The 13,828-nt window shown below is 66.1% G+C and carries 15 protein-coding genes; 5 read left to right on the forward strand and 10 right to left on the reverse strand.

What is annotated here, in order from left to right; genetic code table 11:
• Window positions 1-51: 51 nt before the first annotated feature.
• Window positions 52-531 carry a MarR family winged helix-turn-helix transcriptional regulator gene (locus I6F37_RS18390; RefSeq protein WP_036024920.1) on the forward strand — a complete coding sequence of 160 codons (480 nt, stop codon included), beginning with the start codon at window positions 52-54 and terminating at the stop codon, window positions 529-531.
• Between the two features lie 172 nt (window positions 532-703).
• The gene (locus I6F37_RS18395; RefSeq protein WP_036006428.1) at window positions 704-1,648 is read left to right on the forward strand and encodes a LysM peptidoglycan-binding domain-containing protein; all 945 of its coding nucleotides are present in this window, start codon (window positions 704-706) and stop codon (window positions 1,646-1,648) included.
• A 207-nt stretch (window positions 1,649-1,855) separates the two neighbouring features.
• Here the strand turns inward: I6F37_RS18395 and I6F37_RS18400 are convergent, their stop codons facing one another.
• Window positions 1,856-2,929 (reverse strand): tartrate dehydrogenase, encoded by a 1,074-nt coding sequence (locus I6F37_RS18400; RefSeq protein ID WP_036006429.1) that lies wholly within the window; start codon window positions 2,927-2,929, stop codon window positions 1,856-1,858.
• 272 nt (window positions 2,930-3,201) lie between these two features.
• On the opposite strand from I6F37_RS18400, the gene I6F37_RS18405 reads away from it, so the two are divergent.
• Complete coding sequence (locus I6F37_RS18405; protein ID WP_074448130.1) at window positions 3,202-4,119, forward strand: LysR family transcriptional regulator; 918 nt, start codon at window positions 3,202-3,204, stop codon at window positions 4,117-4,119.
• A gap of 47 nt (window positions 4,120-4,166) precedes the next feature.
• Entirely contained in the window at window positions 4,167-4,991 is an 825-nt protein-coding gene (locus tag I6F37_RS18410; RefSeq protein WP_036024938.1) for an aspartate dehydrogenase, read from the forward strand.
• A 181-nt stretch (window positions 4,992-5,172) separates the two neighbouring features.
• Here I6F37_RS18410 and I6F37_RS18415 read toward each other — a convergent pair whose 3' ends face one another.
• The 9 genes from I6F37_RS18415 to I6F37_RS18455 form a co-directional block, all read right to left on the reverse strand.
• Window positions 5,173-6,477: a sorbosone dehydrogenase family protein gene (locus tag I6F37_RS18415; RefSeq protein WP_036024928.1), complete on the reverse strand. Its 1,305-nt coding sequence runs from the start codon at window positions 6,475-6,477 to the stop codon at window positions 5,173-5,175.
• Window positions 6,478-6,616: 139 nt separating this feature from the next.
• Window positions 6,617-6,826, reverse strand: coding sequence for a hypothetical protein (locus I6F37_RS18420; protein WP_025038081.1), 210 nt, complete (start codon window positions 6,824-6,826; stop codon window positions 6,617-6,619).
• Between the two features lie 133 nt (window positions 6,827-6,959).
• Complete coding sequence (locus I6F37_RS18425) at window positions 6,960-7,586, reverse strand: isoprenylcysteine carboxylmethyltransferase family protein (protein ID WP_036006440.1); 627 nt, start codon at window positions 7,584-7,586, stop codon at window positions 6,960-6,962.
• Window positions 7,587-7,612: 26 nt separating this feature from the next.
• Window positions 7,613-8,644: an NAD-dependent epimerase/dehydratase family protein gene (locus tag I6F37_RS18430; RefSeq protein WP_036024929.1), complete on the reverse strand. Its 1,032-nt coding sequence runs from the start codon at window positions 8,642-8,644 to the stop codon at window positions 7,613-7,615.
• A 28-nt stretch (window positions 8,645-8,672) separates the two neighbouring features.
• Window positions 8,673-9,191 carry a DUF962 domain-containing protein gene (locus I6F37_RS18435; protein WP_036006444.1) on the reverse strand — a complete coding sequence of 173 codons (519 nt, stop codon included), beginning with the start codon at window positions 9,189-9,191 and terminating at the stop codon, window positions 8,673-8,675.
• Between the two features lie 171 nt (window positions 9,192-9,362).
• On the reverse strand, window positions 9,363-10,028 hold the full coding sequence (locus I6F37_RS18440) for an OmpA family protein (RefSeq protein ID WP_036024930.1): 666 nt from the start codon (window positions 10,026-10,028) through the stop codon (window positions 9,363-9,365).
• The gene (locus I6F37_RS18445) at window positions 10,028-10,444 is read right to left on the reverse strand and encodes a hypothetical protein (protein ID WP_036006450.1); all 417 of its coding nucleotides are present in this window, start codon (window positions 10,442-10,444) and stop codon (window positions 10,028-10,030) included. The genes I6F37_RS18440 and I6F37_RS18445 overlap by 1 nt, the downstream gene beginning before the upstream one ends.
• Window positions 10,445-10,532: 88 nt before the next feature.
• Window positions 10,533-10,820 carry a type II toxin-antitoxin system HicB family antitoxin gene (locus tag I6F37_RS18450; protein ID WP_036024931.1) on the reverse strand — a complete coding sequence of 96 codons (288 nt, stop codon included), beginning with the start codon at window positions 10,818-10,820 and terminating at the stop codon, window positions 10,533-10,535.
• Between the two features lie 8 nt (window positions 10,821-10,828).
• Entirely contained in the window at window positions 10,829-13,393 is a 2,565-nt protein-coding gene (locus I6F37_RS18455) for an ATP-dependent helicase (RefSeq protein WP_036024933.1), read from the reverse strand.
• A 236-nt stretch (window positions 13,394-13,629) separates the two neighbouring features.
• Between I6F37_RS18455 and I6F37_RS18460 the strand changes: the two genes are divergently transcribed.
• Complete coding sequence (locus I6F37_RS18460) at window positions 13,630-13,803, forward strand: DUF1328 domain-containing protein (protein WP_036006471.1); 174 nt, start codon at window positions 13,630-13,632, stop codon at window positions 13,801-13,803.
• The last annotated feature ends 25 nt before the right edge of the window (window positions 13,804-13,828 follow it).

Raw genomic sequence — 13,828 nt, forward strand, 5'->3', positions numbered from 1 at the left:
TATTTTCGAGGGTGTCAATTCGGCCGACTTGTGGCCGCCGGATCCAGGATCATGAGCCCGAAAGCAGTCAGACCCGGAGCGAAGCCCGCTCAACCGTCGGAGACGTCACTGGACTTGCGCGCGCTGCAGCGCACGCCCGGCTTCATGCTGCGGCTCGCGCAGCTGAAGTTCTTCGAAGGCTTCTACGAGGAGTTCGCCGCACTGGGCCTGACGCCGGCGACCTACGCGATCTTCGTCGTCATTCGCGACAATCCGGGCGTTCCCCCCAGCAGCCTTGCCAGCCTGCTCCGCCTGCGCCTGCCGAACCTGATCAAGATCCTGAACGAGCTGGAATCGTCCGGCTTCATCAAGCGTAACCGCTCGAAATCCGACCGCCGCGCCGTCGAGTTGATGCTTACGCCGAAGGGCGCCAAGCTCATTCAGGACGGGGCAAGCCTGACGGGGCTCTATAACCGGAAGATGCTGGCCCCGCTCACCGAGGCGGAGCAGCGCACCCTGCTCGAATTGCTCAACCGGCTGCTGCCGCTTTAGCCCGGGAGAGGCCCGCCTGAGGCCGACGGTCGCAGCCACGTCCAGCGGCGCGGCAGCCGGAGAGGGCGCCGGACGAGAGATGGTCGGTTCCGTGCCCCAAAATCCACCCAATCGATGGTCACTAAGCCGGTCAGGGGAGGCCCCTGCCTCCCGTGGTGGGACTGCTGGACTGATGATTCATTCGAGGCGACTCCTCGCGCTGGCAGCAGTGGTGCTGCTCGCCTTGAGCAGTGGCATGGCCGCTGCTACTCCCCCCAAGTCCAAGACCAACGCGACCGCCCCCGCCGCGCCGCCGCCGCCTCCGCCGTTCGAGCCGTTGCCGCCGCCAAAAATCTACCTGTTCCGCGGCGCCATGGGCCCGATCTTCTCGACCGGCATGGATCGGCTCGAAGAGAAGCTAACGAAGGCCGGCTTCTCGGCCAACGTCTACGAATTCACCATCTGCCGGTGGATCGGCGATCGCGCCATCTCCAGCTATAAGGAATCGCCGGCGCCGATCGTGCTGATGGGCCATTCCATGGGCGGGCTGTGCTCGATCGTCATCTCCGAGATGGCGGCCAAGGAGAACATCCCGATCAGCCTCGTCATCGCTATCGATCCCGCGCAAGCGACCGGCGATGTCCCCCTCAACGTCGAGCGCTTCATCAACATCTTCCTGTCCGACAGCGTGCTCGGCGGCGGCGACGTCGTGGCTGTTCCCGGCTTTCGCGGCCATTACGCCAGCTATGACCTCAAGCGGAACGCGCGCGTCACCCACATCAACATCGAGAAGTCCGACGATATCCATCGTCAGATCGTCGAGATGGTGACGCAGCTGCCGCGCATTCCGCCGCAAACGCAGGCCGATGCCGTGCCGCTGCGCTATCTCGTGCCGGCGGACACGCTGGTCGAATTGTGGGACAGCGGCGTGCGGGTGCCGGTGCGCCGCGGCGACACCATGGAGAGCATCGCAGCAGCCAACCGCGTGCCGCTGTGGACGCTCGCGCAGAGCAACTCGCTGCCCGAGAACGCGCAGCTGACGCCGGGCCAGACCATCATCGTCCCCCGCCATCTGACGCCGCCCGAGCCGGCCGCCGCGATGGCCACGCCGCCGGCGTCACCGGCGGCGCGGAGGTAGGGGCCGTTATCTTGCCGCAGAAGGCGGTGCGCTCCCTCTCCCGCTTGCGGGGGAGGGTTGGGGAGGGGGTCTCTCCTCGATCGAGGACCCCAGAGAAGAGAGCCCCCACCCGCCGCGCTCTGGCGCGCAATTGCGCTGCCGAGCGCGTCGCCTCCCCGCAAGTGGGAGAGGTGCAGCGAGTCCTTGGCGACACTCGATCCGATAAGACTAAACATTCGATCCGTGGATCGCATCGATCACGGCGTCCGTGACCTCCTTCGTGGTCGCCTTGCCTCCGACATCCGGCGTCAGCACGCCCGCGGCGCAGACACGCTCGACGGCGGCCATCAGCCGTAAGGCGGCATCCTTCTCGCCGAGATGCTCGAGCATCTGCGCGCCGGTCCAGAACGTCGCGACCGGGTTGGCGATGCCCTTGCCGGTGATGTCGAACGCCGAGCCGTGGATCGGCTCGAACATCGAGGGGAAGCGGCGCTGCGGATCGATGTTTCCGGTCGGGGCGACGCCGAGGCTTCCAGCCAGCGCGCCGGCGAGATCGGAGAGGATGTCGGCGTGGAGATTGGTTGCGACGATGGTGTCGAGGCTCTTCGGATGCAGCGTCATGCGCACCGTCATGGCGTCGACCAGCATCTTGTCCCAGGTCACGTCAGGGAATTCGCCGGCGACCTCGGCCGCGATCTCGTCCCACATCACCATGCCGTGGCGCTGCGCGTTCGACTTGGTCACGACGGTCAGCAGCTTGCGCGGGCGCGACCGCGCGAGCTGGAACGCATAGCGCATGATCCGCGTGACGCCGACGCGGGTGAAGACGGCGACTTCGGTGCCGACCTCTTCCGGCAGGCCCTTGTGGGCGCGGCCGCCCATGCCGGCATATTCGCCTTCCGAGTTCTCGCGCACGATCACCCAGTCGAGATCGCCGACGCCGACATTGCGCAGCGGCGAGGCGACGCCCGGCAGGATCTTGGTCGGCCGCACATTGGCGTATTGGTCAAAACCCTGGCAGATCGGCAGGCGCAGGCCCCACAGCGTGATGTGGTCGGGCACGTCGGGGGCGCCGACCGCGCCGAAATAGATCGCGTCGAACTTCTTCAGCTCGCTGAGGCCGTCCGCCGGCATCATCACGCCGTGCTTCTTGTAATAATCCGAGCCCCAGTCGAACGTCTTGACGTTGAAGGCGAGATCGCCACTGCGTTTTGCGAGAGCCTCCAGCACGCGGACGCCGGCCGAGATCACCTCGGGGCCGATGCCGTCGGCGGGGATGGCTGCGATCGAATGGGTGCGCATGGGAAGGCTCCGTTTGAGAGACCGCGCCGGCATATCCGGCCGTCGGCGTCGCTGGCGAATCTAGACGGGAGTGCCGGGCAAACTCAATCGGCGCTGGTTTATACAAAAAAATGATATAATCATCGGGAGGTCGCCACGGCGTCATGGCCGGGCTTGACCCGGCCATCCACGCCTTTCCCCGCGGCCCAAGAACGTGGATGCCCAGGACAAGCCCGGGCATGACGACCTCGCGCAAGTCTCAAGCGCGGTCGGGCGAGGCGAGAGGACGGCGAATGGAATTGCATCAGCTCCGATGCTTCGTGGCGACGGCCGAGCAGCTGCATTTCGGCCGCGCGGCGCAGCAGCTTCAGATGCTGCCCTCCGCGCTCGGCCGGCAGATCCGGCTGCTGGAGGAAGACCTGGGCACTCGGCTGTTCGCGCGGACCACGCGCGCGGTGTCGCTTACCGAGGACGGCACGGCGCTGCTGCGCGATGCCCGCACCATCCTCGCCAAGGTCGAGGCGGTCGAGAGCAACCTGCGCAATCGCTCGCGCGCGGGGACCGCGCGGCGGCTGCGGGTCGGTGCTATCGACAGCGCGGCGGCCGGACTGTTGCCGCCGCTCCTGCGCGATTTCCGCGTCAGGCATCCTGACATCGCGGTGCAGCTCCTCGAAGACAAGACTGTCCGGCTGCTGCCGAGGATTTTGACCGGCGCGCTCGATCTCGCCTTCGTCCGTCCGCCTGACCGGCCGGACAAGCGGCTCGAATTCCGCGGCCTGCTCCAGGAGAGCGCGATCGTTGCGATCCCGCGGCGGCACGCGCTGGCCGGGCGCAAAGCGATCACGCTGGCGGATATCGCCGACGAGGCCATGCTGGTGCCGGACCGGCGCTCGCGGCCGCACAGCCACGACCTCACCATAAAGCTGTTCGAACAGGCCGGCCTGACGCCGCGCATCGTTCAGGTCGCCGACGAGAAGCAGACCATCATCAACCTCGTGGCAACGAAGCTCGGGGTCGCCATCGTGCCGCGCTGGACCGCACGGATGGCGGTGACCGGTGTGCGGTTCGTGCCGCTTCGACTGAGGCAGAGCGGGCCGGTCGGACGGCTGCCGCTTGCCGCCGCTTGGCTGCGCGGCTCGCGCGATCCGGCCCGCGATGCCATGCTGGCCGTTCTGGAAGCCCGCCTGCGCAGCTATGCGCGGGAGGCGTGAGCGGCTATGACATCGGCCAAGACAGAGGCCAGGACAGAGGGATGGTGATGACGGATCAGACGGCTTCAGGCGAATTGCGGGTGGCTGTTGCAGGGCTGGGCTCGATTGGCACCAAGATCGCGACCGCACTCGATCAGGGCATCGACGGCCTGTCGCTCGCGGCCGTGGCCGTGCGGGATCCCGCCAAGCATCAAGCCTTCATCGACGGCTTGCGTCGCCCACCGACAATCCTGCCGCTCGACCAGCTCGGCAAGGCCGCCGACATCGTCGTCGAATGCGCGCCGAGCAGCCAGCTGCGTGCGATCGTCCAGCCTGCGGTGAAGCGCGGCAAGGCCGCGGTCGTAGTCAGCGTCGGCGGCTTGCTCGACAATTTCGATCTGGTCGATCTCGCCCGCGCCAATGGCGGCCGTATCCTGGTGCCGACCGGCGCGCTGATCGGCCTCGATGCCGTCAACGCCGCCGCAATCGGCACCATCCATTCCGTGAAGATGGTGACCCGCAAGCCGATCGACGGCTTGAAGGGCGCGCCGTTCATCGTTCAGAACAACATCGACATCGACAATCTGCGCGAACCGCTGAAGCTGTTCGAGGGCAGCGCGCGCGAAGCGGCAAAGGGCTTTCCGGCCAACGTCAATGTCGCCGTTGCGTTGTCGCTCGCGGGCATCGGGCCCGATCGCACCGAGATCCAGGTTTGGGCCGACCCGACCGTGACGCGCAACGTTCACCGCATCGAGGTCGAGGCGGACTCAGCGCGCTTCTCGATGGGCATCGAGAACATCCCGTCCGAGAATCCCAAGACCGGCCTGATCACCGCGTTGTCGGTGATCGCGCTGCTCCGCAAGCAGCGCGCCACGCTCTGCGTCGGGACGTAGTGGGGTGAGACTCAATTAGCCCAGACGGCAGTGCGCTCCCTCGCCCGCTTGCGGGAGAGGGTTGGGGAGAGGGTGTTTCCGCAACGGGACACTCCCCAAGAGGCGAGAGCCCTCACCCGGCGCTTCGCGCCGACCTCTCCCGCAAGCGGGAGAGGTTACGCGCACCCGATGGCGTGGCGCATTACGCCCCCGTCACGCGCCAGATCACGTTGCCGACGTCGTCGGCCATCAGTAGCGATTTCCTGTCGGGACCGATCGCGACGCCGACCGGGCGGCCGTAGGATTCCTTCTCGTCCGGCGACAGGAAGCCCGACAGGATGTCGCGACCGGGGCCGGACGGCTTGCCGTTCGCGAACGGGATGAACACCAGCTTGTAGCCGGACAGCTTGCTGCGATTCCACGAGCCGTGCTGGCCGATCACCATGCCGTCGCCGAAGCCGGGCAGGGTGCCTGCGGGCATCCAGCACAGGCCGAGCGAAGCGGTGTGGCCACCGAGCGCATAGTCCGGTTGAATTGCCTTGGCAACCATCGCCGGATCCTGCGGCACGCGGTCGTCCACCGTCTTGCCCCAGTAGCAATAGGGCCAGCCGTAGAAGCCGCCGTCGCGCACGGAGGTGAGATAGTCGGGCGGCGTCTCGTCGCCGAGGCCGTCGCGCTCGTTGACGACGGTCCAAAGCACGCCGGTCGCCGGCTCCCAGGCAAGGCCCACGGGATTGCGCAGGCCGGCCGCAAAGATGCGATGCGTGCCGGCGACGAGATCGAGCTCGTAGACCGCGGCGCGACCTTGCTCGACCTCCATGCCCATCTCGGCGATGTTGCTGAGCGAGCCGACGCCGGCATAGAGCTTCTTGCCGTCGGGACTGGCGAGCAGGCTGCGCGTCCAGTGGCCGGCGGGCTTGAATGTCGTCAGCCGCTTGCCCGGTGCTGTGATGCGGTCGGCGTCGGCAACGTAAGGAAAAGCCATCACGCCGTCGGTGTTGCCGACGTAGAAAGTGTCGCCGACCAGTGCCATGCCGAACGGCTGGCTGAGGTTCTCCATGAACGCGCCGCGAATCTCCGCAACGCCGTCGCAGTCCTTGTCGCGCAACAGCGTGATGCGGTTGGCGGAGACGCCGAGCGCGGCGGCGCGCCGCATCGTCGCCTGCATCGCATAGTGGAACACGCTGCGCGGGGCGCCCGCGATCTGCGTTGCCTCCGCGATCAGCACGTCGCCATTGGGCAGCACCTCGATCCAGCGCGGATGGTCGAGACCGGTCGCGAACGCATCGACCTTGAGCCCGGGTGCAGCGATCGGCTTCTGTCCGTCGCGCCAGCCGCGTGCGGTCGGCATCTTCAAGGTGGGGATCGCGCCTTGCGGTTTCGCTTCGGGAATGGCGGGCTTCTCGCCCCAGGCCGGCGCGGGGTCGGTGCCCGTCATCTTGCGCCATTGCAGCGCGATGCCGCCGATGAAGGCGACGAACTGCGCGAAGATGCTGGAAAACGTCATGACAAGCCCCCGGTTGCGCGCGCATCCAACTGGCTGACGGGGCCGACGTCAACCTGTGCGGAGCTCAGCACGGGCCTATTCCCGTGGAATGGCAGCCGATCGAATTTGCATGGGACAGGTCGCGGCGTCGGCCCGGAGATCAACGGCCGATCTGCCGCTCCAGCCGTCGTGCCGCGCGAAAATCATCCAAGTGACGGATGTTCGGCGCCAGCGCCGCTTCCCTGGAGAGCAGATGATAGACCCGCGCCACCGTGCGCTGCTTCTGCTTCGTACGCCCGGGGGGCAGCGCCCGCGCCTTGCGGACGGCGGCGATCGCGTGGGCGCGAAAATAATCGTAGGCGTCCGACATGGCTCGATGCTCTGCGGCCGTTGACAGATGTCGAGGGCTAACGGACCAGCAGAGGTGTGGTTCCTTGGCGAGTCGGATCGTGCACTCGTGCCCCGGACGCAGCGCAGCGCGTCCGGACAGGAGAGTGACGCCCTCACCGCGGCGACGTGAACGGAATGATCATCGGAACGCGACGGCAATAGGCTCCATAGGCGTCCTCGCCGAGCTCCTTCGAGAGGAACACCTCTTCCATCCGGCCCTTCTGCCACATGCCGAGCGAGATCAGGATCGCGCCGAGGATCGTCGTCACCAAGCCGATCGCAACGCCGGTCACCAGCATGCCGAAGATTAGGCCGGTGTAGATCGGGTGGCGGACGATACCGTAAGGGCCGGTGTCAATGACGCGGTGGTCTTCCTTCTGGGTGATGGTGTTGGACCAGAATTTTCCGAGATGCAGCCGCCCCCACCATGCGAAAGCGATGCCGGCGACGGAGAGGACCGCAGCGATGATGATGCCGGTGTTGCCGAGCACCCAAAGCGGCTTCCAGCCCATGGCTTCCGCAATGAACGGCGTGTACAGGATGCCGCCGACCAGGATCGGCAGGCGATAGCGCTGCGACTCCAGCGTCATGACCTGCTTCTTGGTCTGCCCCTGCCAGAACGAGGCGCCGACCCAGCTGACCAGAAAAGCGAGCCAGATCAGGGCGAGCAGTTGCGTCGGCCAGGTCGTGGTCCAGCCACCCCAGGCGACAGAGAGAAGCTTGCTGAAATCGAAAGACATGAAGGTTCTTTGCGTTTGAAGCGGCGTCAGCTCGCGCGCGAGGACAGCGCGTGATGCTTGAGGGCGCCGGAGGGCTGCTGGCCGTTGCGGGCGAGCAGGTGGGTGATGGTTTCGCGCAAGACGGGCTCGATCGGACGCGGCGAATAGCCGAGTTCGGTACGGGCTTTGCCGATCGAAAGATCGCTCGCGGCGAGCGCGATCCGCACGCCCTCGGCGGTGCCGTTGGGCGGCCGGCGCGTGATGTGGTCGGCGATGTATTCGAGCATGATCGCGGAGAGCTCGGCGATCTTGCCGGGTACGACGACGGGAAATTGCCGGCGTCCGCTCATCGTCGACATCATGCGCAGGATGTCGCCGAGCGGGACGCAGTCGCCGCCGAGGATGTAGCGCTGCCCGAGGCGGCCGCGTTCCATGGTCAGGACCAGGCCCATGGCGACGTCGCGGACGTCGACCAGATTGACCAGGAAGTTGAGGTGCGGCTGCACCTTCTTCTGCAGGAAGTACCAGAGCATCGCGGTCGGCGGTGTCAGATGTTGGTCGGCGGCGCCGATCGGCATGGTCGGCGTGCCGATCACCAGCGGGAAGCCCGCTTCTGCCGCTTTGGCGGCATGATGCTCGGCGAGCGATTTCGACCGGGTGTAGGCGCCGGGCATTGCCTCGGCCGGCTGCAGCGCCTCTTCGGCGGGAACGCCCTTGAGGTCGGAATAGGGGAACAGGATCGATTCGGTCGAGCAATGCAGGAAGCGCGAGACGCCGCGCTTCATCGCCGCCGCCAGCACGATCTCGGTGCCGCGGCAATTGACCTCGTGAAAGTCCTGCTTGTTGTCGACCCACATGCCGGGCAGGCCGGCGAGGTGATAGACCTGATCGCAGCCGGCGATCGCCGCATCGACCGCGGCACAGTCCAGCACCGAGCCGTGGACGTGCTCGACATCCGCGTTCGCCGCGCTCGGCACACGGACATCGAGAACGCGGACCCGCTGCCCACGGGCGCGGAGCGCTTCTACGAGGTGATGTCCGATGAAGCCACTGCCACCGGTAACCAGGACGAGAGCCATGCAGTAGGTTGCTGTTTCGCTTCGAGCGTTATCGGGTTGAAAGGGAATTGGCCGGAAGAGGCGCCAGAATCGCGGCAAGGTCGCGACGGAAACCCAGTGCAATGAATAATTTTGCCATGACGAACATCGGTCCAAGCAAAAGATGCGAGGGGAACGTGAACAACGAGGCCTCGCGCCCCTCAAAAACCTTGTGGCCGATGGCCTGTGCGGCGAGGCCGAGCACCACCAGCGTGGCGAAAATCGCCCACATCGTCGCGGTGCCGACTTGCGCCGCGATGGTCGTCGCAACCGAAAACAGCACGACGGAGACGGCCAGAATGCCGAGCCCGAGCGCCGCGTCGAGCAGCAGCCAATAAATCAAGACCGGAACAGCCAGGACCACCGCCAGGCTGACGTTGAATCCGAACAGCGGAAGCTTGACCAGCGTCAGCGGCAGCACGGCGCCGGTGAACAGCAGCAGGATGCCGACCACATGCATCGCCGTATTGCGGGGATCGCGATGGTACTCGACATAAACGGCAAGTTGGCGCTGGAAAAAGCCACCCATTTCGGTCTCATGCAGCACGGGGTCGGGAAGGGCGAATAGAGGCTATAGCACTGGACCGAGCGGTGCACAAACCGGCACTTTTGTCGCGTGAAACCGTGCGCGCGCGCCCGGGACAGGCTGCAAAATAATCCGCACTTCAAGGGGTTCCGTCAGCCGCGGAGCCGCCTTCGCTCAGCGCTTCTTGGCGGGCTTTTTCGCCGCAGGCGCTGGCGTCGCAGCCGGACGCGTCTCTTCCGGCAGCTTGGCATAAGTCAGGATCTGCAACTGGCCGTTGACGGCGGAGGTCGGCTTGGCCCGATCGAGAAACTGCTCCTCGCCGAGGCCGATCGGATGCAGCCGCTTAGTCGAGATCTTGAAGGTGTTCACCAGGACGTCACGGATCGCATCGGCCCGGCGCTGACTCAGGATCGCATTGGCCTCGCGCGTCTTCGAATTGGATTCGACGTGGCCGACGATCAGGAAAGTGTAGGGCAGCAGCGAGGAATGAACCAGCGCGTCCGCAATGCGGCCAACGGTCTGGTAGGACGCCGGCTGGATGATCGGCGTGTCGGCGTCGAACTGGATCTGCGCATTGAAGGCGGGCAGCTTGGCGAGCTCCGGCGCGATCAGCGGCCGGTTCACCGGCCCCGGATCGTTCTTGATCCTGGTCTTGGCGCGCTCCATCACCTGCTGCTTCAGCGCGGGCAGGTCAACCTCGGCGGCCTCTTCGAAATGGTTCAGCTTCGTGACAATGTCGTCGCGGGTCGGCGCCGCCGTCTGCGCGCCGGCGGGGCCCGCGAGCAAAGCGAGCCCCAGCGCCAAGCCCAGTCCTGCGGTAGCGAGCCCGTTCGCGCGCATCAGCGATACCCCGCGTCGTCAACGGCCTTCAGGCAGTTGTTGCTGATGCCCTTGGGCGTCGAGACCAGGCACGGGATCGACTTGCTGGTCTCCTTGGTCGAGCCGCCGCAGACCTTGACGATCTCGCGCTGGCAGGCGTTCGCTACCGTCACGCGCGCGGCGACGCGCTTCTGGATGGCGTCGAACACGCCGAGATAGTCGCTCGTGCATTGCGGCGAGAGCACGTCGCGATTGCGCGACAGGCATTCCTTCAGCCGGTTCGAATCCGGGTTGACGCCGCGGCAATTGGCGACGATTTCCGCCCCGCAGCTCGCCGCCAGCTTGCCGATCGAATCGCCAAAGCTCATGGTCTCCGCCGCCGCAAGCGACGGCATCCCCAATGCAAGCACGATCAATGTGACGGAGCCCCGGACCATGGGTTGCATCTGATACGGGGAAGTTCGCGGCGGTCAAGGGGCGTTCGGGCGAGAACTGTCGAGAGTTGCGCAGTGCGGCGAACAGTCCTCACTCGGCCTCAGCGAGGGGCGGCCAGTCGACCAGGGCGACGGTATGGTTCCTGAGGTCCTCGGCAACCTCGGGATCGGCCTTGAGCTCGTCCAGCGTCCGCGGCGGGGGCAGCTGGCGCCCGTCCGCGGTCAGCTCCTGCGCATAGAATGCGAGCGCCTCGGGCGCATTCTCCAGGGCCTCCTCGACGTCGTCGCCGCCGGAGATGCAACCGGGCAGGTCCGGAAACCACAAGCTCACGGTTTCGTCCGGGTCGGCGTCCTCGATGATGGCAACGTACTGAGCCATATCGGGTCTCACGCCCGCTGCACGAAACTGTCCACGACCTTCTTCTCGCCGGCCTTGTCGAAGGCGATGGTGAGCTTGTTGCCGTCGATCTTGGTGACGCGGCCATAGCCGAATTTCTGGTGGAAGACGCGGTCTTCCAGCGAGAATTCGGACGTCGTGCCGGTCGATTTGGCGACCAGCTCGCCTTCGATCGTCAGGGGCCCGCGCCGGCGCGAGGCGAAGCTGCCGAAATCGGGGCCGGATGACGAGGAGGTCGAGAACGTCGCGGCCTCTTCCTCGAAGCCGCCGCTTCGGCCGCCGCCGCGATTCCGGTTGGCCTGGGCGCGCTGCCAGCCCGGCGTCGAATAGCTGGAGCCGAACGCCTCCATGTCGTCGAAGCGCGAGGCGCCGTAGCCGCCGCTGCCGCCCCATCCGGAGCCGCCTTTGGATTCCGTGATCTCGACATTGGCCGCCGGCAATTCGTCGAGGAAGCGCGACGGGATCGTGGTCGACCAGGTGCCATGGATCCGGCGATTGGTCGCGAAATAGATCTTTGCGCGGCGGCGGGCGCGGGTCAGACCGACATGGCCGAGCCGGCGCTCTTCTTCCAGGCCGGCGCGGCCCTGTTCGTCCAAGGTGCGCTGGCTCGGGAACAGGCCTTCCTCCCAGCCGGGCAGGAACACGTTGTCGAATTCGAGCCCCTTGGCCGAATGCAGCGTCATCAGCGACACCGCGTCGTCCTCGGCGCCACCCTCGCGGTCCATCACCAGCGAGATGTGCTCCAGGAACCCTTGCAGGTTCTCGAACTCCTCCATCGAGCGCACCAGCTCTTTCAGATTCTCCAGCCGGCCCGCGGCGTCCGCCGAGCGGTCCTTCTGCCACATCTCGGTATAGCCGCTCTCGTCGAGCACGATCTGGGCGAGATCGGTGTGCGCGGTGACCTCGCGCTGGGCACGCCAGCGGTCGAACTGCACGATGAGATCGCGAAGCGAGCCGCGCGCCTTCGGCTTCAGCTCGTCGGTCTCGACCACGGCGCGCGCCGCCTCGAACAGGGGAATGCGGCGCTTGCGGGCGTGGTCGTGCAGCATCTGCACGGTGGCGTCGCCGAGCCCGCGCTTGGGCGTATTGACGATACGCTCGAAGGCGAGATCGTCGGCCGGCGAATTGATGACGCGCAAATAGGCCAGCGCGTCGCGGATTTCGGCGCGCTCGTAGAAGCGCGGGCCGCCGATGACGCGGTAGGGCAGGCCGAGCGTGACGAAGCGGTCTTCGAACTCGCGCATCTGGTAGGAGGCGCGCACGAGAATGGCGATCTCGTTGAGCTTCTCGCCCTGGCGCTGCAGCTGCTCGATCTCCTCGCCGATGCCGCGGGCTTCCTCTTCCGAATCCCATGAGCCCGTGACGGTGACCTTCTCGCCGTCCTGGTCCTCGGTGCGCAGCGTCTTGCCGAGCCGGCCTTCATTGTGCGCGATCAGGTGCGAGGCGGCGGCGAGGATGTGACCCGTCGAGCGATAGTTGCGCTCCAGGCGAATGACCTTGGCGCCGGGGAAATCGTGCTCGAAACGCAGGATGTTGTCGACCTCGGCGCCGCGCCAGCCATAGATCGACTGGTCGTCGTCACCGACGCAGCAGATGTTTTTGGTCTTCTCCTTCTCCCCGCTTGCGGGGAGAAGGCCGGGATGAGGGGGAGTCTCCACGAGCTCGGTGCTTGGAGAGGCCCCCTCACCCGCATCGCTTCGCGATGCCACCTCTCCCCGCAAGCGGGGAGAGGTGGAAGAAGGCGCCTGCGACAGCAGCCGCAGCCACAGATATTGTGCGACGTTCGTATCCTGGTACTCGTCGACCAGGATGAACTTGAAGCGCTGCTGGTACTGCCTGAGGATATCCGGGTGCTCGCGGAAGATGCGGATGTTCTCCAGCAGGAGATCGCCGAAGTCGGCCGCATTCAAAATCTTCAGCCGCTCCTGATAGCTCGCATAGAGCTTGCCGCCCTTGCCGTTGGCGAACATCGCGGCCTCGCCCGACGGTACCTGTGAAGGCATCAGGCCGCGGTTCTTCCAGCCGTCGATCAGGCCCGCCAGCATCCGCGCCGGCCAGCGCTTCTCGTCAATGTTCTCGGCCTGCAGCAGCTGCTTGAGCAGCCGGACCTGGTCGTCGACGTCGAGCACGGTGAAGTTCGACTTGAGCTGCGCCAGCTCGGCATGGATGCGCAGGATGCGGCCGCCGATGGAGTGGAAGGTGCCGAGCCATGGCATGCCTTCGACGGCGTGGCCGAGCATCTGGCTGAGCCGGTGCTTCATCTCGCGCGCGGCCTTGTTGGTGAAGGTCACCGACAGGATCTCGGCCGGGCGGGCGCGGCCCTGGCTCAAGATGTGCGCGATGCGCGTGGTCAGGACGCGGGTCTTGCCGGTGCCGGCGCCGGCCAGCACCAGGACCGGGCCATCCAGCGTCTCCACTGCCTCGCGCTGCTCCGGATTGAGCCCGGCGAGGTATTTCGGGCCCACCGAGGCGCGCGCACGCGCGGCGATGCCGCCGGCTGCGGGCTGGTGGTCGGGTACGGCTGTGATCTTGCTCGGCTCGGTCATGCGAATCATCGGCCCCACGATGGCACCGCGGGGTGGTGGAAGGGAGCCTTCTTAACAGGGATTGGTGCCTATATGGGGCGCCGGGCGGGGTTTTCCACGTGCGCGGCAGGCCGATTGGTTCCAGCTGAGCCAGTGAATTTCGCTCCCGCCGGGACCGGAACTATCGTTCTCGCGTCGAGATTGTCAGGACAGGTGGCGCGGCCAGCCGCGTCGATCGCAGACAACATCAAGACGAGGGTTTGACCATGCTAGGCTGGGTTGTGACGTTTCTGGTTATCGCACTGATCGCCGGCATCCTGGGCTTCGGCGGCGTCGCCGGCGCTTCGATCGAGATCGCCAAGATCATCTTCTTCATCGCAGTCGTTCTGTTCCTGGTCTCGGCCGTCGTCGGCCTCGCCCGCGGCCGCAACAGAATATAGCTGCGATGTTCACCTCTCTCCGACG

Source organism: Bradyrhizobium sp. NBAIM08 (genome assembly GCF_020193935.1).
Lineage (GTDB): Bacteria > Pseudomonadota > Alphaproteobacteria > Rhizobiales > Xanthobacteraceae > Bradyrhizobium > Bradyrhizobium yuanmingense.

Coding starts and splice junctions, on each gene's coding strand:
- I6F37_RS18390 (WP_036024920.1), top strand. CDS start 52: ATGAGCCCGAAAGCAGTCAGACCCGGAGCGAAGCCCGCTCAACCGTCG.
- I6F37_RS18395 (WP_036006428.1), top strand. CDS start 704: ATGATTCATTCGAGGCGACTCCTCGCGCTGGCAGCAGTGGTGCTGCTC.
- I6F37_RS18400 (WP_036006429.1), bottom strand. CDS start 2,929: ATGCGCACCCATTCGATCGCAGCCATCCCCGCCGACGGCATCGGCCCC.
- I6F37_RS18405 (WP_074448130.1), top strand. CDS start 3,202: ATGGAATTGCATCAGCTCCGATGCTTCGTGGCGACGGCCGAGCAGCTG.
- I6F37_RS18410 (WP_036024938.1), top strand. CDS start 4,167: ATGACGGATCAGACGGCTTCAGGCGAATTGCGGGTGGCTGTTGCAGGG.
- I6F37_RS18415 (WP_036024928.1), bottom strand. CDS start 6,477: ATGACGTTTTCCAGCATCTTCGCGCAGTTCGTCGCCTTCATCGGCGGC.
- I6F37_RS18420 (WP_025038081.1), bottom strand. CDS start 6,826: ATGTCGGACGCCTACGATTATTTTCGCGCCCACGCGATCGCCGCCGTC.
- I6F37_RS18425 (WP_036006440.1), bottom strand. CDS start 7,586: ATGTCTTTCGATTTCAGCAAGCTTCTCTCTGTCGCCTGGGGTGGCTGG.
- I6F37_RS18430 (WP_036024929.1), bottom strand. CDS start 8,644: ATGGCTCTCGTCCTGGTTACCGGTGGCAGTGGCTTCATCGGACATCAC.
- I6F37_RS18435 (WP_036006444.1), bottom strand. CDS start 9,191: ATGGGTGGCTTTTTCCAGCGCCAACTTGCCGTTTATGTCGAGTACCAT.
- I6F37_RS18440 (WP_036024930.1), bottom strand. CDS start 10,028: ATGCGCGCGAACGGGCTCGCTACCGCAGGACTGGGCTTGGCGCTGGGG.
- I6F37_RS18445 (WP_036006450.1), bottom strand. CDS start 10,444: ATGGTCCGGGGCTCCGTCACATTGATCGTGCTTGCATTGGGGATGCCG.
- I6F37_RS18450 (WP_036024931.1), bottom strand. CDS start 10,820: ATGGCTCAGTACGTTGCCATCATCGAGGACGCCGACCCGGACGAAACC.
- I6F37_RS18455 (WP_036024933.1), bottom strand. CDS start 13,393: ATGATTCGCATGACCGAGCCGAGCAAGATCACAGCCGTACCCGACCAC.
- I6F37_RS18460 (WP_036006471.1), top strand. CDS start 13,630: ATGCTAGGCTGGGTTGTGACGTTTCTGGTTATCGCACTGATCGCCGGC.